The sequence below is a fragment of the Gordonia sp. PP30 genome (assembly GCF_023100845.1).
Classification (GTDB): Bacteria; Actinomycetota; Actinomycetes; order Mycobacteriales; family Mycobacteriaceae; genus Gordonia.
Map to the genome: position 1 here is coordinate 4,433,504 of NZ_CP095864.1, position 16,974 is coordinate 4,450,477.

17 protein-coding genes are annotated in these 16,974 nt (G+C 68.4%); 9 read left to right on the forward strand and 8 right to left on the reverse strand.

The annotated features are described in order from the left end of the window. Positions 1-149: 149 nt before the first annotated feature. Positions 150-1,343 (reverse strand): acyl-CoA dehydrogenase family protein, encoded by a 1,194-nt coding sequence (locus tag MYK68_RS20505; RefSeq protein ID WP_247865564.1) that lies wholly within the window; start codon positions 1,341-1,343, stop codon positions 150-152. 537 nt (positions 1,344-1,880) lie between these two features. Here MYK68_RS20505 and MYK68_RS20510 point away from each other — a divergent pair. Continuing rightward, entirely contained in the window at positions 1,881-4,034 is a 2,154-nt protein-coding gene (locus MYK68_RS20510; RefSeq protein ID WP_247865565.1) for an FUSC family protein, read from the forward strand. Next, complete coding sequence (locus MYK68_RS20515) at positions 4,031-5,116, forward strand: DUF2804 family protein (protein ID WP_247865566.1); 1,086 nt, start codon at positions 4,031-4,033, stop codon at positions 5,114-5,116. The genes MYK68_RS20510 and MYK68_RS20515 overlap by 4 nt, the downstream gene beginning before the upstream one ends. Before the next feature lie 47 nt (positions 5,117-5,163). Here MYK68_RS20515 and MYK68_RS20520 read toward each other — a convergent pair whose 3' ends face one another. After that, complete coding sequence (locus MYK68_RS20520; protein WP_247865567.1) at positions 5,164-5,931, reverse strand: hypothetical protein; 768 nt, start codon at positions 5,929-5,931, stop codon at positions 5,164-5,166. A 294-nt stretch (positions 5,932-6,225) separates the two neighbouring features. Between MYK68_RS20520 and MYK68_RS20525 the strand changes: the two genes are divergently transcribed. Beyond that, positions 6,226-6,495 carry a DUF2804 family protein gene (locus MYK68_RS20525; protein WP_502798342.1) on the forward strand — a complete coding sequence of 90 codons (270 nt, stop codon included), beginning with the start codon at positions 6,226-6,228 and terminating at the stop codon, positions 6,493-6,495. Here MYK68_RS20525 and MYK68_RS20530 read toward each other — a convergent pair. Then, positions 6,485-7,249 (reverse strand): FUSC family protein, encoded by a 765-nt coding sequence (locus MYK68_RS20530; protein ID WP_247865568.1) that lies wholly within the window; start codon positions 7,247-7,249, stop codon positions 6,485-6,487. The two genes, MYK68_RS20525 and MYK68_RS20530, sit on opposite strands and share 11 nt — an antisense overlap. Here MYK68_RS20530 and MYK68_RS20535 point away from each other — a divergent pair. After that, positions 7,248-7,448 carry a hypothetical protein gene (locus tag MYK68_RS20535; protein ID WP_247865569.1) on the forward strand — a complete coding sequence of 67 codons (201 nt, stop codon included), beginning with the start codon at positions 7,248-7,250 and terminating at the stop codon, positions 7,446-7,448. The genes MYK68_RS20530 and MYK68_RS20535 overlap by 2 nt on opposite strands. Positions 7,449-7,507: 59 nt before the next feature. Here MYK68_RS20535 and MYK68_RS20540 read toward each other — a convergent pair whose 3' ends face one another. From MYK68_RS20540 to MYK68_RS20550, 3 genes are all read right to left on the reverse strand, one after another. Next, a complete protein-coding gene (locus tag MYK68_RS20540) occupies positions 7,508-8,050 on the reverse strand; it encodes a hypothetical protein (protein ID WP_247865570.1) in 543 nt (180 codons plus the stop codon). Positions 8,051-8,077: 27 nt separating this feature from the next. After that, positions 8,078-8,248 (reverse strand): hypothetical protein, encoded by a 171-nt coding sequence (locus MYK68_RS20545; protein WP_247865571.1) that lies wholly within the window; start codon positions 8,246-8,248, stop codon positions 8,078-8,080. A gap of 87 nt (positions 8,249-8,335) precedes the next feature. Beyond that, positions 8,336-11,299, reverse strand: a complete 2,964-nt coding sequence (locus tag MYK68_RS20550; protein WP_247865572.1) for a leucine--tRNA ligase — start codon at positions 11,297-11,299, stop codon at positions 8,336-8,338. A gap of 62 nt (positions 11,300-11,361) precedes the next feature. On the opposite strand from MYK68_RS20550, the gene MYK68_RS20555 reads away from it, so the two are divergent. The 4 genes from MYK68_RS20555 to MYK68_RS20570 are packed head-to-tail and all read left to right on the forward strand — an operon-like array spanning position 11,362 to position 14,218. Further along, positions 11,362-11,892 carry an SdpI family protein gene (locus tag MYK68_RS20555; RefSeq protein WP_247865573.1) on the forward strand — a complete coding sequence of 177 codons (531 nt, stop codon included), beginning with the start codon at positions 11,362-11,364 and terminating at the stop codon, positions 11,890-11,892. Then, on the forward strand, positions 11,892-12,881 hold the full coding sequence (locus tag MYK68_RS20560; protein WP_247865574.1) for a bile acid:sodium symporter family protein: 990 nt from the start codon (positions 11,892-11,894) through the stop codon (positions 12,879-12,881). The genes MYK68_RS20555 and MYK68_RS20560 overlap by 1 nt, the downstream gene beginning before the upstream one ends. Positions 12,882-12,930: 49 nt before the next feature. Next, positions 12,931-13,752 (forward strand): SDR family oxidoreductase, encoded by an 822-nt coding sequence (locus MYK68_RS20565; protein ID WP_247865575.1) that lies wholly within the window; start codon positions 12,931-12,933, stop codon positions 13,750-13,752. Between the two features lie 10 nt (positions 13,753-13,762). Beyond that, the gene (locus MYK68_RS20570; protein WP_247865576.1) at positions 13,763-14,218 is read left to right on the forward strand and encodes an SRPBCC family protein; all 456 of its coding nucleotides are present in this window, start codon (positions 13,763-13,765) and stop codon (positions 14,216-14,218) included. A 116-nt stretch (positions 14,219-14,334) separates the two neighbouring features. On the opposite strand, the gene MYK68_RS20575 is transcribed toward MYK68_RS20570, so the two are convergent. Both MYK68_RS20575 and MYK68_RS20580 read right to left on the reverse strand, forming a co-directional pair. Beyond that, entirely contained in the window at positions 14,335-14,985 is a 651-nt protein-coding gene (locus MYK68_RS20575; protein WP_247865577.1) for a DedA family protein, read from the reverse strand. 1 nt (position 14,986) lies between these two features. Next, positions 14,987-15,574: a YqgE/AlgH family protein gene (locus MYK68_RS20580; RefSeq protein ID WP_247865578.1), complete on the reverse strand. Its 588-nt coding sequence runs from the start codon at positions 15,572-15,574 to the stop codon at positions 14,987-14,989. A 76-nt stretch (positions 15,575-15,650) separates the two neighbouring features. Here MYK68_RS20580 and MYK68_RS20585 point away from each other — a divergent pair, with 76 nt between their 5' ends. Continuing rightward, positions 15,651-16,958, forward strand: coding sequence for an MFS transporter (locus MYK68_RS20585; RefSeq protein WP_247865579.1), 1,308 nt, complete (start codon positions 15,651-15,653; stop codon positions 16,956-16,958). Positions 16,959-16,974 lie beyond the last annotated feature (16 nt).

Genomic DNA, 16,974 nt, shown 5'->3' on the forward strand with positions numbered 1-16,974 from the left:
CACCCCGCCCCAGCCACCTTCCCCCTCCCCACCTTCCCCCTCCCCACCTCTCCCCCCTGCAAGACACAAGGTCCGGGGCCGGTGACCACATGGTGGGCACCAGCCCCGGACCTTCTGACGGGATGCGTCGCGCGGAGCGCGGGGTGCGGCTACTTCAGGTCGGCGGACGACTTGCCGAGCACCCGGCGGGCGATGATCAGCTGCTGGATCTGCTGGGTGCCCTCGAAGATGTCCAGGATCTTCGAGTCGCGCGCCCACTTCTCCAGGAGTTCGGTCTCGCTGTAGGCGGCGGTGGCGCCGATCTCGACGGCCTTGTTGGTCAGCTCGGTGACGGTGCGGCCGGCCTTGGCCTTGCTCATCGACGCCTCGAGCGAGTTGGGCTCCTTGTTGTCCGCCATCCACGCCGCGCGCAGGGTGAGCAGCCAGGAGGCCTCCCAGTCCGACTCGAGCCGGATGAACTCGGCGACCGCGGCGTGCTGGGCGGCGGCGGGACGGTCGTAGTCGACGGGGTGTCCGGCCTCCTCCAGGATCCGGCGCAGTTCTTCGAGCGCGGCACGACCGAGGCCGACGGCCATGGCGGCGACGACGGGGCGGGTGTTGTCGAAGGTCTGCATGACCCCGCCGAAGGCCTTCTTGACGTCGATCTCCGGGCTGCCGAGCAGGTTGCCGGCCGGGACGCGGACGTCGTCGAACCGCACGACGGCGGTGTCCGACGACCGGATCCCCAGCTTGTTCTCCAGCCGCACCACGGTGACACCTTCGGTGTCCATCGGCACGACGAAGCTCTTGATGGCGGCGCGCCCGAGCGAGGCGTCCAGCGTCGCCCAGACCACCACGTGGTCGGCGCGCGAGCCGGCCGTCACGAAGATCTTCTCGCCGTTGATCACGTAGTCGTCACCATCGGCGACGGCGGTCGTCGAGACGGCGGCCGAGTCGCTGCCGAAGCCCGGCTCGGTGATCGCCATCGCGGCCCACACGTCGCCGAAGCGCTCCAGCTGCTCGTCGTCGGCGACGGCGGCGATCGCCGCGTTGCCCAGACCCTGGCCCGGGATCGACAGCATCAGGCCGACGTCACCCCAGCTCAACTCGCGGGCGTTGAGCACCGACCGCAGGTTGGCGCCGTTCACGGTGTCCTCGGACGAGGCACCGGACTCGGCCTCGCCGGAGCGCTCGGCGGCCCGGGCCTGCTTCGCGAGTTTGCCGAGCTCGTCGAGTTCGACGGGATATTCGTGCTCGGCCAGGTCGTACTTGCGAGTGATCGGCCGGAAGATGTGCTCGGCTGCGAGATGAGCACGCTCGACCGTGGAGTTCAGCTTCTCCGGGAGCTCAAGGTTGATCGCCATGGCCGCAACCTTACTATTGAGTAAGATAGTTGCCAAGGACTGCTTCCGAGGTAGTCGTCGCGATCACGCTCGCCGGGCCGTCGTGCCGGTACCCGGTCATCGGCATCGTCGGATGATCGGCGTGCCCTTTCCCGGGCCGATCAGCCAGGTCAGCTCCGCGTCTTCCCTCACCCGTACTCCTTCTCCCCGGTACGTCCTGCTCGGCGTCCTGAACCGCCGCCATATGATGGCGCTTTCGCCAGTAGAGACGGCGGCCGGGATACTAATTGGCGTGACTTGCGCCTATCTGGTGTTCTCCACCGACTCCAAGCAGATCCCGAATGCCTGTATCGCCGCTCACCTCGCTCCTGATGCCCTCCCGAGTCGACTGGGCGCTGGGGCCGACGAACCGGATTCGGAGTGAGGGTGCCTGAGAGTCAGGATCAGCGGACCGGCAGGACCGGTCGCTCACCAGCAACCCGCACGTTCCGCCTGTGGCCGGCCGCTGCCGACCCCGGACACCTGCGCCTCGCCAGCGCCACAGCGTCGACGACGATCATGGCGCTCAGCACCATCTCGGTGTGGCTGCTGGTGCACTTCTTCCATGCCGACCAAGGGCTTCTGGCATTCGCGGCGATCATCGCCCTCCAGTTCGGTGTCAACGTCAAAGACCCGACCGCGCGCGGACGGCTGGTCACCACCGCGATCCTGGCCGTTCCGGTCATCGGCGGCCTGTCGGCGGCCACCCTGCTGTCCCAGCGACGACAGGTCGAGATCATCGTGTTCATCGCGCTGGTCGGCATCGCGACATGGGTGCGCCGCTTCGGGCCCCGATGGTCGGCGATCGGAACACTCGCGTTCTTCTCCTACTTCTTCGTTCTGGTTCTGCAGCCGAAGATGGATCAGCTTCCGGTGTTCCTGCTCGCCGGCGCCTGTGTCAGCGCTGCCGCGACCCTGGTGCGGGCGGTACTGCTGGTTCAGCGGCCGCAACGTCAGATCGACCTGTTGCTGTACGAACTCCGGGTCGGCTCGACGGCGGCTCTCACACTGGCGCTCCGTCCCGACGTGCAGGCCAAGCACCCGCAATGGCTCCGTAATCGCCTGGCCCGAATCGACCAGGTGGGATTGGCCATCACCACGTGGCAGTCACGGTTCGACACCGCGCGATACATCGACTGTGCCGCCACCGACTTCACCGCCCTCGTCTTCGACGCCCGCTTCGACACCGAGCACGTCTGCTCCAAGCTCACCGCGCTGCTCGGGAGCGTCGACGACCCGGCAAAGACAATCGCTCAGCTGGGCCGGCCGGTCGACGATCTGTTCACCGTCCTCGACGAGCATTCGCTGCCTGACGCCCGCAGATCGGCCGCGACCCGTGCCCGTGACCGACTCGGGAGCGGCGACTGCGCCGACGATCTGGAGCTGCTCCGCAGATTCCTGGCCCGCGCGACGATCTCGCAGCAGGAACTCCGGAACGTCGTGCTCACCCACGGTCTCGACACGACACCGGCGCGCCGTACCTCCTCACCGTCACACGCCCCGGTCCCCGCAGCGCCGCCGGCCACCGGATCCCCGACCGGTTCCCGCGACGTCGCCACCCACGACGGACCGGCCCCCCGGCGGTGGCCGTGGGACCGCTGGTCGCCGAACACCCGGATGACGATCCAGGCGACGGCGGCCGCCGTGATCGCGACCTACGTGGGCGAGGCGATCTCCGGCTCTCGCTGGTATTGGGCAGTGCTCACCGCTTTCCTGGTCTTCGTCGGGGGCAGTACCAGGGGTGCGATCCTGACGAAGGCGTCCCGGCGCGTAGTCGGGACGGTCCTCGGCATCGCCGTCGGAATCGGCCTCGCCGTGGCCGCCGGCAGCAGTCAGGCCGCCCTCATCGCGATCTGCGTCGCCTGTGTCTTCGGCATGCTCTACTTCGGGCCGCTGCAATACCTGTATTCGTCGTTCTTCATCACCGTGTTCTTGGTCGGCATGTACGGCCTGCTCGGCATCTTGACCAGCCGCGTACTGGAGGTCCGTATCGCCGAAACGGTCGGAGGCGCGTTCGTCGGCGTGCTCTGCGCTTACCTGATCGTCTCCACCAGTTCGCGCGACAAGCTGGGCGACGAGGTCTCCCGCTTCTTCGCCGCCCTGGACCACGTCCTCGAGGTCTGCAGCACCGCCCTCACCGAGAACGGCCGGGCCAGGGAAGTCCTCGATACGACCCGCCGGTTCGACGCGGTCCGCGCGGACATCGACTCCTTCGTGTCCGGAATGAACGTCGCCTTCTATGACGGTCGTTCCGCCCTCTCTACGATGGCGGTGCACCTCATGTACATCACCAACCGGGCGGCCGGCGAACTGGCACGGGCCGCGGTGGCCGTGACCTCCGGCGACTCCACCGGCCTGCTGCGCGACGCGGCCGGCGACGCCCTCGACCGCGCCGTCGATCATGTCCGGAAGAACGCCGGCCTCGCCCAGCACTCCCTGGACACCCGGACCGCACCGGCCGTGGATCTCGATGACTCTACGATCCTCGATCTTCTCGAGAAGGTGCCGTTCGACGGCGATTCGCCGCAGGTGGAGGCATTCCGGGCCCTCGCGCAGATGAACTGGGCACTGCTCAGAGTGACGCGCGCGCGGCGTTCGTTCAGTCCGCTGGCCCTCTGGACATACCGGCACCGCGACCACGGATCGTCACGCGATAAAATCGTGGACCGATGACCCCTCCCGCATATCCCCCGGCTCCCGTCAGCCCACCGCCCGCGCTCGTCGAGGACGGGCAATACCGATTCGGTACCTACGACGGCCCGATCGGCGTGATCAATCCGCTCGACGCCGGCACCCGCCACGCCTTCGACGGCACCCGCCGCAAGCGCTTCGACGGCGTCCGCCGGGCCAACCGGAATCTTCGGCTCAAGGAATGGGAGGCGTTCCAGCTCGGCGACGACGACTGGTTCGTCCTCGGCGCGGTCTACAACGCCAAGACCGTGGGCCTGATTCAGGTGCTCGCGGTCAACAAACACGACGCCACCATCACCCGCTGGGAGACCAAGATGCCCGCGCCGACGCTGTCGGTGGCGCGCGGACTGCTCGGCTCGTCGTCACGCGGGCGGGTGGCCGACTTCCGCGTGGAGATCGGCAATCACCTCGAGCGCGGCCGCATCACGGTCGACGCCCACCACCCCGGCCGCGGCGACCTCCCCGCGATGGGCCTGCACGTCACCGGCTCCTGCGGACCCGACGAGGCCGCTCACCTGGTGGTGGTGCACCCGTTCAGCGCCGATCGGGCCCTGTACTCGCACAAGACGATGATGCCGATGGACGGCACCCTGGTGATCGGCGGCGAGCAGGTCGGTTTCGGCACCGGCCGCGGTCACCTGATCCTCGACGACCACCACGGCGACTACCCGCGTCCGATGCGCTACGACTGGGTCACGGGCATCCGCACCACCGACGAGGGCATCGTCGAGGGGTTCAACCTCACCGACAACCAGGTCCTCGACCCGGCCGAATTCAACGAGAACGCCATCTGGATCGGCAACCGCCTCTGGCGCCTGCCCCCGGTGACCGTCGAACGTCCACAGGGTCCGTGGGGCAAGTGGCTGATCCGCGACGCCGTCGGCGCCGTCGACGTCGCCTTCACGCCGACGGTCCGCTCCACCATGCACGTCGGCCCCCGCAAGTCACTGGCCGAGTACTACGCACCGTACGGCTGGTACGAGGGCGCGATCCACGCCGACGGCGCGACCATGAACATCGACGGCATGTTCGGCGTCGGCGAACAGAAACGCATCACGCTCTGAGCGCGGGAGTCTCCGTCACACCGGGCCGCCTGCGCCCCAGCGACGTGCTACTCGGCTCCGGAAATGCCGAACAGCACGATCACGTCGTCGATGACCGCGCTCCGTAGCGATTCCGGGTCGTCCGGCTCGTCGATCTCGAGCCGGAAGGTCTTCGTGTTCTCGAAGGGGAGGCTCGCACCCTGGGCGATCGTTCTTGGGGCGCTGGCCTTCGGATCTGTGACCGTCGGCTGGAGGGCGACCAGCTGACTGTCCATCGGGAAGTAGCACGTAGCGGAAGCGGGCACCTTTTTCGGCCAGGTCACCAACATGTCGTATCCCGCGGGAACGGCTCCCTCTCGCGGATGGACTCCGTCCAGACGGCAGACCGTCGAATCCAACGGCCACCCGACCCCCAGCGCTGCGGTCGAGCGAGCATCGCTGGTCCAACTCTTCGCCGGATACGGCGCATTCCGCTTCGGGGTCAGGTTCTCGACTTCGCCAGTGAGGACCACTTCGATCGTCATATTCGCTCTCCCCGGCTTCGCATTCGCCGTATCGAATGTCACCTGTGTCTTCGGGCGGTAGATGCCGGCGCGGAACTCGTATCCGTCCGGATCCTTCCACTGCTCGGCGATGATGACCTGCCCGGGCCCCCGGGAACCGGAACTCGTCGCACTTGAGGTGCTGGAGACCGGCAAAGCAGTGGACGGTGCCTGCGGGGTCGACGTATTGTGCCGATGTTCACCGCGTGAAGGGGCCCCGGAGTCGGAACAACCCGCCAGCGGGAGTACGGCAACGACGGCGAGGGCCAGACAACGCTTGACAGTTGGTGCCATGCGGCAGAAAGTACAGTACCCGCATATCGGACATGCGACATACGAACGCCCGAACCGCCAAATTCATCCAAAAAGGCGATCTCGGCAGACGCGCCCGCAATCCTCTGCGATGGGCAGCGCGGCGACGCTTACCATCCGTCCCGGACCGTAGATCACCCGGTGAGGCCCCGCCGAGGAGCACGGGCGGCCTTTTCGACGGCCAGCGCCCCTGCGGCGCCCATCGCCTCGTCCGCATCGCGGTGAACACATATCGGACATACTGATCGCGCCGAATTCAACGAGAACGCCATCTGGATCGGCAACCGCCTCTGGCGCCTGCCCCCGGTGACCGTCGAACGTCCACAGGGTCCGTGGGGCAAGTGGCTGATCCGCGACGCCGCCGGCGCCGTCGACGTCGCCTTCACGCCGACAGTCCGCTCCACCATGCACGTCGGCCCCCGCAAGTCACTGGCCGAGTACTACGCACCGTACGGCTGGTACGAGGGCGCGATCCACGCCGACGGCGCAACCATGAACATCGACGGCATGTTCGGCGTCGGCGAACAGAAACGCATCACGCTCTGAGCGGTTCGGCATTCGAATGCACCGCCATCCACTGGAAGTACAGGAGCCAGTCCTGGGCCCAGAGGAGCGAGATGGCGACCCGGCCGTACGAGATGGTGAACGGCGTGTCGCCGATCGCGTAGTCGAGGGTGCCGCTGCGGCCGTCCCAGCCCTTGATGGTCCGCTCGACCAGCGCGGTCTGCGCCGAGGCGGCGTCGATCGGCGCGGCGGTGGTCACCGGTCCGCCGGTGTGTAACAGGCGGTCGTGGGCGGTGTCGACCGCAGCCTCGAACTGCCCGGCGACGGCGGCCGCCGCAGTCCGCATCCCGGCGCCGACGGTGGCATCGGGTAGTGGTGCGAGACCGTAACTCTGCAGTTCACGCACCATGGTCGCGGCGAAGAAGGCGTGGTCGACGGCGTTGAATACGGTCTCCCCGGCGGCCGCATCGTCGCCGTCCGCACCGCCCTCGCTAAGCGCGACGTCGAACGCATCCGAACCCCGGTCGCGGGCCACGACCGCGGTCTGCGCCGCCCGTTTCACGGCGGCGATGTCGTCGTGCGTCATCGCCGAGGTGACGAATGTGAACGCCGCGGTGACGTAGTCGGCCGTGCTGCGGACCGACCTGTCGAGCACCTCCCGCACGCGATCGGCGACGCCGTGCGGCCACAGAATCGCGGTGATCACCAAGCTCACCGCGAGGCCCACGCCGACGTCGATCAGCCGGCGGTCCCCCACCTCGACGGACATCTTGTGCCCGCCCAGCGAAACCAGCATGACGAACCAGATCGTGAAACCTGCCTGCTTCGCGATCACCGCGTATTTGCCGGATGGGCCCCAGACAATGAGGAACGAGACGAAACGGCAGCAGGCAGATGAGCGCGATCAGCTTACTGCCGATCAGCGCGACGAGGCCCATGCAGACGCCGAAACCGAGAACCGTGCCGATCGCCACAGACAGCACCGACTTTCGTGATCCCACCGCGTTGAGCTGCAACGATGCCGCGATACCGAGGATCACCCAGAAGCCGGTCTTCAGGTGCAGCGCTCCTGGGCGGTGAGATTGCCCGGGCGAGCGAGCTTCCCGCGAAAGACCTTGGCGAGCGCCTCGTCGGCCGCCGTGACCTCGGCCATCAGCACGGCGACCTGCTCCGGCGTCGCGTCCGGGCTCATCGGTGGCGAGCCCGCGATCATCTTCGCCGAGGCGGTCAGCACTCGCGCAACGGCGTCCCGGATCGCGGTGGTCTCCCTGCTCGGCCAGAGCACCACCGCGGTGATCGCGGCCACGACGGCGCCCGCGGCGTAGCAGGCCAGACCGGTCGGGAGATCCTTGAGTGGCGCCTCGGTGGTGACGGCCACGATGAACGGCAGCAGCAGCGAGAGATAGGCGGACCGAACGTAGCCGCGGAGCAACGTCAGATAGGCCAGGATGAACACCACCAGCAGGGTCACCACGAGCTTCGCGATCAGATAGGGCTGCACCGGCGCACCGATCGAAATCAGTGCCAGACCGGCGGCGCCGGTGAGGATGTACGCCCAGAACCGGGTGCGCAGCGGGCCCTGAGAATCCGAGAGCACCAGCGGGATGAAGACGCCGAAGGTGGCTTAGAAACCGCTGGTACCGACGTCGAGGAGCAGATTCATCACCACCGCGGCCGCGGTCACGACGATCGCCGCCCGAACCGCTTTACCGACCGGAGGCTTGCTCTTATGCTTAGCGGCCGTCTTCGCTGGGGCGAGCGCCGTCGCCGACCCGCCCGAACCGTTCTCCGTCATGGTGCGCTCGCCGTCATATTGCAGTTCCCATCCCCGGTCTCCCTTGCGACCGCCCTTACACCTGTGACCCCAGAGAACCGCGCGCCGCTACGGCACGATGTTGACCATCCGACCGGGGACGTAGATCACCTTGCGAGGCTCGCCGTCGAGGAGGGCGGCGATCTTCTCGTCGGCCAGCGCAGCGGCGACCACGGTGGCCTCGGCGGCGTCGGCGGCCACCTGGATCCGGCTGCGCACCTTGCCCTTCACCTGGACCGGCACCTCGACGGTGTCCTCCACCAGGTAGCTCTCATCGACCTCCGGGAACGGGCCGTGCGCGAGAGAACCCTTGTGACCCAGTCGATTCCAGAGTTCCTCGGCGAGATGCGGGGCCAGCGGAGCGAGCATCAGGACCAGCGGTTCCACCACCGCGCGCGGGGCACCACCCGGGTAGCTCTTGGTCAGATGGTTGGTCAGCTCGATCAGCTTGGCGCCCGCGGTGTTCATCCGGAGGCCGTCGTAGTCGTCGCGGACCCCGGCGATCGTCCGATGCAGCGCCTTGAGGTCGTCGCCGGTCGGCTCCGAGTCGGACACCCGCACGTCGCCGGTCTCCTCGTCGACCACCAGGCGCCACACGCGCTGCAGGAACCGCTGGGCGCCGACGACATCCTTCGTAGCCCACGGCCGTGACTGGTCCAGCGGACCCATCGACATCTCGTAGACGCGGAGGGTATCGGCGCCGTAGTCGCGGCAGATGTCATCTGGCGCAACGGAATTCTTCAGCGACTTGCCCATCTTCCCGTACTCCTGCGACACCTCCTCATCGCCGTAGAAGTACTTGCCGCCGCGCTCGACGACCTCCTCGGCCGGCACGTACACGCCGCGCGCGTCGGTGTAGGCGTACGCCTGGATCATGCCCTGATTGAACAGCCGGCGGTACGGCTCACGGCTGGTCACATACCCCAGGTCGAAGAGCACCTTGTGCCAGAAGCGCGAGTACAGCAGGTGCAGCACCGCGTGCTCCACGCCGCCGATGTACAGGTCCAGGCCACCCGGATCGTTCGCGCCGTGCAGCGCCGGCCGCGGACCCATCCAGTACGCCTCGTTCTCCTTGGCGCACAACGTTTCTTCGTTGGTCGGGTCGATGTAGCGCAGCTGGTACCAGGAGCTGCCGGCCCACTGCGGCATCACGTTGGTGTCGCGGGTGTAGCGCTGCAGGCCGTCGCCCAGGTCCAGATCGACGGTGACCCACTCGGTGGCCTTGGCCAGCGGGGGAGACGGACGGCTGTCGGCGTCGTCCGGATCGAAGGCGACCGGCGCGTAGTCGGCCACCTCCGGCAACTCGATGGGGAGCATGGTCTCCGGCAACGCGACCGGCGCACCGTGCTCGTCGTACACGATGGGGAAGGGCTCGCCCCAGTAGCGCTGCCGCGCAAAGAGCCAGTCGCGCAGTTTGAACTGCACGGTGCCCACTCCCGTGCCCTCCGATTCCAGGTGCTCGACGATCGCGGCCTTGGCCTCGTCGACCCGCAATCCATCGAGGAAACCACTGTTGACCAGCGGGCCGTCACCAGTGAAGGCCTTGTCGGCGACGCCCTCGTCACTACCGATCACCTCGCGGATCGGCAGCCCGAAGGCGGTCGCGAACTCGTAGTCGCGCTCGTCGTGCGCGGGCACCGCCATGATGGCGCCGGTGCCGTAGCCGAGCAGCACGTAGTCTGCGATGAAGACGGGCAGCGGCTCACCGTTGACCGGATTGGTGGCATAGGCACCGGTGAAGACGCCGGTCTTCTCCTTGTTCTCCTGCCGCTCCAGGTCGCTCTTGGCGGCGATCGACGCCCGGTACGACGCGATCGCGGCCTTCGGATCGGCCGCCCCGCCGGTCCAGCGCGCATCGATCCCCGAACCCGTCGAAGGGTCGTCGGGCCACGCGTCGGCGACGATCTGATCGACCAGCTCGTGCTCGGGCGCCAGCACCATGTACGACGCGCCGAACAGCGTGTCCGGGCGGGTCGTGAACACCTCGATGGACGTTTCGACACGGGCCGCTCCTTCGTCGCGTCCCGGCTCAACGAGCGGAGGGATCGCGGGAACGGCCTGGCCCTGAGCATGCGTGGCGGAGCCTGCGACGACACGCGGTCGAAGGGGGAATTTGACCCGCGCACCGCGCGAACGGCCGATCCAGTTGCGCTGCATGGTCTTGACCTTCTCCGGCCAGTCCAGCAGATCGAGGTCGTCGAGCAGGCGGTCGGAGTACGCGGTGATCCGCATCATCCACTGGCGCAGGTTCTTCCGGAAGACCGGGAAGTTGCCGCGCTCGCTCTTGCCGTCGGCGGTCACCTCCTCGTTGGCCAGCACGGTGCCCAGGCCGGGGCACCAGTTGACCAGCGAATCGCTCAGGTAGACGAGCCGGTACGAGTCGAGTACCTCGCTGCGCGCGGCGTCGTCCAGCTCGGACCACACCCGGCCGTCGCCGAGAGTCCTTGCGCCGGAATCGAATTCGGCGATCAGCTCGGAGATCGGACGAGCCTTGTTCGCCTCGGCATCGAACCAGGCGTTGTAGATCTGCAGGAAGATCCACTGCGTCCAGCGGTAGAAGTCGACGTCGGTGGTGGCCACGCGGCGTCGTTCGTCGTGGCCGAGGCCGAGACGACGGATCTGCTGCAGGTAGCGCTCGATGTTCGCCTCGGTGGTGGTCCGCGGGTGCGTGCCGGTCTGCACCGCGTACTGCTCGGCGGGCAGGCCGAACGAGTCGAAGCCCATGGTGTGCAGCACGTTGCGGCCGGCCATGCGCTGGAAGCGCGCGTAGACGTCGGACGCGATGAAGCCCAGCGGGTGCCCGACATGCAGGCCGGCGCCGGAGGGGTAGGGGAACATGTCCTGCACGAAGAGCTTGTCCGGCGCATCCGGGCCGGAGCCGGAGAACGCGGAGAAGTCCCCGGCGAGTGGTCCGACGGGGTTCGGCGCGGCGAAGGTCTGCTGGGCGGTCCAGTACTCCTGCCAGCGGCTTTCGATGTCACCGGCGGTCTGTGCGGTGTAACGGTGCCCCGGGGCGGCTTCGGCATTGCTCACCCGACCAGGGTAAATCGTCACCGATGCCGGGGTGAGACCGGCTCGGCGATACCATGAGGGCCGTGTACGCCGTGTCCGTGATCGCCGCAGTTCTGGTCTTCGTCCTCGCCGCCGTCTGGCTGTTCGTGGGCGTGGCAGGCCTGACCGGCACCCTCCCCGGCAACCGCTGGGTGGGTGTGCGGACCAAGGAGACGATCGCGTCGAAAGACGCCTGGACGCTGGCCCACCGGGTGGCCGCGCCCGGCTTCCTGGGCGGAGCGCTGGCCCTGATCCTCGGCGGGCTGCTGTCGCTGTTCGCGGCCGGCGGCGTGTTCTACGCGCTGGGCGGGCTGGTCCTCGGTCTGCTGGCGGTGTCGGTGGTCAGCGGCGTCGCGATCCGCGCCGCCCAGACCGTTCCGGCGCCGGACGACGCCACCGGCGGCTGCTCCAGCGACTGCTGTTCCAGTGACACGGCCGGCACGCCATCGGAACAGAGCTGCGCCGCCGAGGCCGGCGATCCGGCGGCGGAATGCGGCGAGTCGAGTTGCGGGTCGTGCGCGCTCAGCGGCATGTGCCTGCCGGAGACCCAGGCCGAGAGCGGCCAGGCCCGCTGATGCTCGGCAGACTGCTGGCGCGCTCGCCGGTCGACGGCTTCGTGCTGTCGATCCTGCTCGCGGTCGTCGTCGCCGCCGTCCTCCCGGCGCGCGGAACCTTCGCCTCCGTGCTCGACGACGTCGTCGTGGCCGCGATCGCCCTGCTCTTCTTCCTGTACGGCACCCGGCTGCATCCGCGTGAGGCGCTCGAGGGTCTGACCCACTGGCGCCTGCACCTGACCATCCTCGGCTTCACCTTCGTGCTCTTCCCGATCATCGGATACCTGCTGCATCCGCTGCTCGTCCACGTGATCGGCACCGATCTCTCGTCCGGCATGCTCTACCTGACCCTGGTGCCGTCGACGGTGCAGTCGTCGATCGCGTTCACCTCGATCGCCCGCGGCAACGTGCCGGGCGCCATCGTGAGCGCGTCCGTCTCCAACCTGCTCGGGGTGTTCCTCACCCCGATCCTGGTGGTCTGGCTGATGAGCACCGACTCGGGCGTGCAGTTCTCCGGCGCATCGATCACCAAGCTGCTGCTGGAGATCCTGCTGCCCTTCGTCGTCGGCCAGGTGCTGCGGCCGTGGGTGGCTCCGCGGCTGCGGCGCTACGCCGAGCCGACCAAGTACGTCGACCGCGGATCCATCGTGCTGGTGGTCTACGTCGCGTTCAGCGAGGGTGTGCGCGAAGGACTGTGGTCGCTGGTCAGCGCCTGGCAGGTGATCCTGATGGTGCTCATCGCGACCGCCCTGGTGGTCGTGATGCTGATCGCCTCCGGCTGGTTGCCGAAACGGATGGGGTTCGACCGCGAGGACACCATCGCCATCCAGTTCTGCGGCACCAAGAAGTCTCTCGCCACCGGTCTGCCGATGGCGACGGTGCTGTTCGCCGGCTCGTCGGTCGGCCTGATCGTGCTACCGCTGATGATCTTCCATCAGGTGCAGCTGATCCTGTGCTCCTGGCTGGCGACCCGGTACGGACGCGCCGCCGAGGAGACGGTCGCCGCGTAGAGCACTTTCGGCCCTTTCGGCTCCTTCGGCACTGTGCCACGCTGGACCCATGGGGAAGAGACAGCTCGACGGGCTCGTGATCGCGGTGACCGGCGGCGCCGCGGGCATCGGACGGCAGATCGCCGAACAGGCGGCATGGGCGGGCGCCCGCGTCGCTATCGGCGACCGCAATGCCGAGGCCGCGGCCGCGACGGCGAGCGAACTCGGCGCCGGGATGCGCAGCTACCCGCTCGACGTCACCGACGAAGCGTCGTTCACGACCTTCCTGGATGACGTCGAACGGGATCTCGGCCCGCTCGACGTCCTGGTCAACAACGCCGGGGTCATGTGGGTGGGCCCGTTCGACGCCGAACCGGAGACCGCCACCGAGGCCATGTTCGCGGTGAACGTGCTCGGCGTGATCCGCGGCATCCGGCTCGCCGCGCCCCGCATGCGCGAGCGTGGCGGCGGCCACGTCGTCACCATCGCGTCCGCGGCCTCCAAGCTCGCACCGCCCGGCGAGGCCAGCTACGCCGCCAGCAAGCACGCGGTCCTCGGCTATCTCACCGGCGTCCGCGAGGAGTTGCGGGGGAGCGGAGTCCATATCTCGGCGATCCTGCCCGGCGTGGTCGACACCGCCCTCGCGGCGGGCACCGACACCGGTGCGGCGAAGCTGCTGTCCCCGGACGACGTCGCCGCCGCCGTGCTCCGGGTGATCTCCGCACCGCGTTTCATCACCACCATCCCGTCGTACGTCGGCCCGCTGGTCGCGGTGTCCGGCCTGCTCCCGCAGGGGATTCGGGACGTTCTGCTGCGCCGCGCGGTGCCCGATCAGGTCGCCGCCGCGGCGAAGGCCGATCGAAGCGGCTACGAGAAGGATGCTCTGGGCTAGGGTCGCGGGCATGCCCTCGTTCTCGCAGACACGCAGCATCGTCGTCGATGCCGACCCTTCGGCGATCCGCCCGCTCATCGACGATTTCCACCGGTGGGTCGAATGGTCGCCGTGGGAGGGGCTCGATCCCGAGTTGAAGCGGTCGTATTCCGGCCCGGACGCCGGGGTCGGAGCGCGCTACGAGTGGTCCGGGAACCGGAAGGCGGGCAGCGGATCGATGGAGATCACGGCGTCGACCCCGGATCGGATCGACCTCGATCTGGAGTTCGTCGCACCGTTCAAGGCGTCCAACAAGGCCACCTTCGCGCTCGAATCCGCGGGCTCGGGGACCCGCGTCTCGTGGACCATGCGCGGGGAACGCAACCTGCTGTTCGCGGTGATGGGCCCGCTCTTCTTCGATCGCGCCATCGCCAAGGACTTCGATCGCGGCCTCGCCGCCCTGAAGGACCTCGCGGAACGGCGTTAGGCCGTGTCTCCTGAGTCTTCTCCGGGGCATCGGTGGATCCGCTGGGCGACCGACGACAACGCCGCCAGGCGTTCAGCCGACCGCCGAGGACCGGAAAGAGACTCGGGAGACATAGCCTAAACCGACGCCGACTCGCGGCCGGCTTCCGCCTCGCGGCGCACCTTGACCCGATGGAACAGCCACCGGATCAGCACCATCAGCACCGCCGCGCTGACCAGGCAGATCACCATCATGCCCATCAGCCGGACGCCCGCGGCCGCGCCGAGCAGGTAGGCCAGCAGCAGCACGGTCGACGCCCAGGTGGAGCCGCCGAGGAAGGTGGCCAGCGCATACCTGCTCACCGGCACACGCGACATCCCCGCGGCGATCGGCACCAGGGTGCGGACGTAGCCGATCCAGCGCCCGATCGGCACCGTGACATAGCTGTTGTAGCGCACCCGTTGCTGGGCGCGCTCCCACTGCTGTTCACCGAACTTGCGGCCGGCCCACGAATCCATGATGCGCGGACCGGAATGCCGGCCGAGGGCGTAGCCGGTCAGGTCGCCGCACAGTGCCGCGGCGACCGCGCAGAGGATCAGGATGTAGATGTTCGGCTGGCCGACCGCTGCCGCGACGCCCGCCGCGATCAGGACGGCTTCGCTCGGCATGATGAGCCCGCAGATCAGCACCGCCGTCTCGGAGTAGAGCACACCGACGACCACCAGGTACACGGCCCATGCGGGCGCCATGTCGACGACATTGGTCAACCATTCGGTGATCTCGTGCATGTCAGTTGGTCAGCGGGTCCGCCGGGTAGGTCGCGAGCAGGGGGAGCGGCCATTCCTGGCGCCGCAGCACCGCGTGCCAGACATCGACGGTCGCCGGGGCGAGCAGATCGGCCGGCAGCCCGGTCGCGACGATCCAGCTGCCCTCGTCCAGTTCCTCACCGAGCTGGCCGGCACTCCAGCCCGCGTAACCGGCGAAGATCCGCACCCCGGTGAGGATCGGCTCGAGTTCGTCGGGGTCGGCGTCGAGGTCGACCATGCACACCGGTCCCCGCACCCGATGCAGACGCGGCTGCGTGTCCAGGTCGACCCCCGATTTGGCCACTCCCAGGCACACCGCCGACTCGGCCTGGACCGGCCCGCCGATGAAGACCGCGCGCGGGGACGCCGCCAGCTCCGACCACTGGGGAAGGATGTTGAACACCGCCGCCTGACTCATCCGGTTCAGCACCACGCCGAGGGTGCCGTTCTCGTCGTGCTCGATGACGTAGATGACGGTGCGAGCGAAGGTCGGAGCGGTCAGCAGGGTCGACGCGATCAGCAGGGAACCGGGTTTCACCTGCACCGGTCCGCGAAGGTCATCGCCAGCCACCAATCAATCATGGCACACACCGCATCCTTCGTTTCACTCGAAGAACCTCTCAGTATCCGCCCGGTATTCTCGATCAGTGGGGTTCATCCGGTCGCTCGGGCATTCGCCCGGTCTCTGGCGCCTGCTCCTGGTCCGGCTGACCAGCCAACTGAGCGACGGCGCCTTCCAGGCCGCGCTCGCTTTCTCCATCCTGTTCAACCCGGATCGGCACACCGATCCGATGGCGGTCGCCGCCGGATTCGCGGTCCTGCTGCTGCCGTATTCGCTGATCGGACCGTTCGCCGGGGCGCTGCTCGACCACTGGGACCGGCGACGGGTACTGGTGTGGGTCAACGTCTTACGGGCCGCCGCCGTCGCTCTCGTCGCCCTCGCGATGGCGTCGAGCGCCCCGGCCGGGGTGGTGCTGGTGGCCGCGCTGGTGGTGACCGGCTGCAGCCGGTTCGTGGCCTCGGGTCTGTCCGCCTCCCTGCCGCATGTCGCGTCGCGCGAGGTCCTGATCGAGATGAACGCCTTCTTCACGACGCTCGGCGCGGCGGTGCTGGGTCTCGGCGCCGGTATCTCGGCCGGGCTGCGGGCCGTGTTCGGTTCGGGCGACAACGGCTCGGCGGCCACCCTGCTGGCGGGCGCGGCCATCGCCCTGATCTCGGCGGGCATCGCCGCCGGTTTCGACCGACGATTCCTGGGACCGGACACCCCGGACGACCGCGGGCACAGCGCGCTCTACGCCGTCGCCCACGGGCTGCGGCACGGATTACGCGCGGCCGCCTCCACCCGGACCGTCGCCGTGGTCCTGTCGGCGATCGGCGTGCACCGCTTCGTCTTCGGCATCAACACCCTGATGCTGCTGCTCATCGTGCGCTCGGTGAACCTGGGTCCGATCCGCGGGCACGACGTCGGTGCCCTCGCGGTGATCGGCGGCGGGGTGGCGATCGGGGCTCTGGTCGCCGCGTTCACCACTCCGCTTCTGGTGCACCGGATCGGCCGGCGCTGGACCATCGTCACCGGTCTGGCCGTCGCGACCGCCGCCGAGCTCAGCCTGGTGCACATCAGCTGGACCACGATCTGCGTGAGCGCGGTCGCCCTCGGGCTGGCCGGTCAGACCATCAAGCTGTGCGGCGACCTCGCCATGCAGGCCGACATCTCCGACACCTACCGCGGACAGGTGTTCGCGGTGCAGGACGCGCTCTTCAACACCGCGTTCGTGGTCGCCATGTTCCTCGGCGCGTCGATCCTGCCGCTCGACGGCATCGCGCCCACGCTGGTGCTGCTGTGCGGCGGGCTGTACTTCTTCGCCGCGGTCGGTGTCTGGCTGCGCCACCCGCGTGACCGCAGAACATCGGCCGTCTCAGCGCCGCCGGCGGCAATGCGCCCTCGCAGCCTCTGAAACGGCCGGTGTTCTG

Bases quoted from the DNA above. Each gene is read 5' to 3' on its own strand.
- MYK68_RS20505 (WP_247865564.1), bottom strand. From the start codon at position 1,343: ATGGCGATCAACCTTGAGCTCCCGGAGAAGCTGAACTCCACGGTCGAG.
- MYK68_RS20510 (WP_247865565.1), top strand. From the start codon at position 1,881: ATGGCGCTCAGCACCATCTCGGTGTGGCTGCTGGTGCACTTCTTCCAT.
- MYK68_RS20515 (WP_247865566.1), top strand. From the start codon at position 4,031: ATGACCCCTCCCGCATATCCCCCGGCTCCCGTCAGCCCACCGCCCGCG.
- MYK68_RS20520 (WP_247865567.1), bottom strand. From the start codon at position 5,931: ATGGCACCAACTGTCAAGCGTTGTCTGGCCCTCGCCGTCGTTGCCGTA.
- MYK68_RS20535 (WP_247865569.1), top strand. From the start codon at position 7,248: ATGACGAACCAGATCGTGAAACCTGCCTGCTTCGCGATCACCGCGTAT.
- MYK68_RS20530 (WP_247865568.1), bottom strand. From the start codon at position 7,249: ATGCTGGTTTCGCTGGGCGGGCACAAGATGTCCGTCGAGGTGGGGGAC.
- MYK68_RS20545 (WP_247865571.1), bottom strand. From the start codon at position 8,248: ATGACGGAGAACGGTTCGGGCGGGTCGGCGACGGCGCTCGCCCCAGCG.
- MYK68_RS20560 (WP_247865574.1), top strand. From the start codon at position 11,892: ATGCTCGGCAGACTGCTGGCGCGCTCGCCGGTCGACGGCTTCGTGCTG.
- MYK68_RS20565 (WP_247865575.1), top strand. From the start codon at position 12,931: ATGGGGAAGAGACAGCTCGACGGGCTCGTGATCGCGGTGACCGGCGGC.
- MYK68_RS20570 (WP_247865576.1), top strand. From the start codon at position 13,763: ATGCCCTCGTTCTCGCAGACACGCAGCATCGTCGTCGATGCCGACCCT.
- MYK68_RS20575 (WP_247865577.1), bottom strand. From the start codon at position 14,985: ATGCACGAGATCACCGAATGGTTGACCAATGTCGTCGACATGGCGCCC.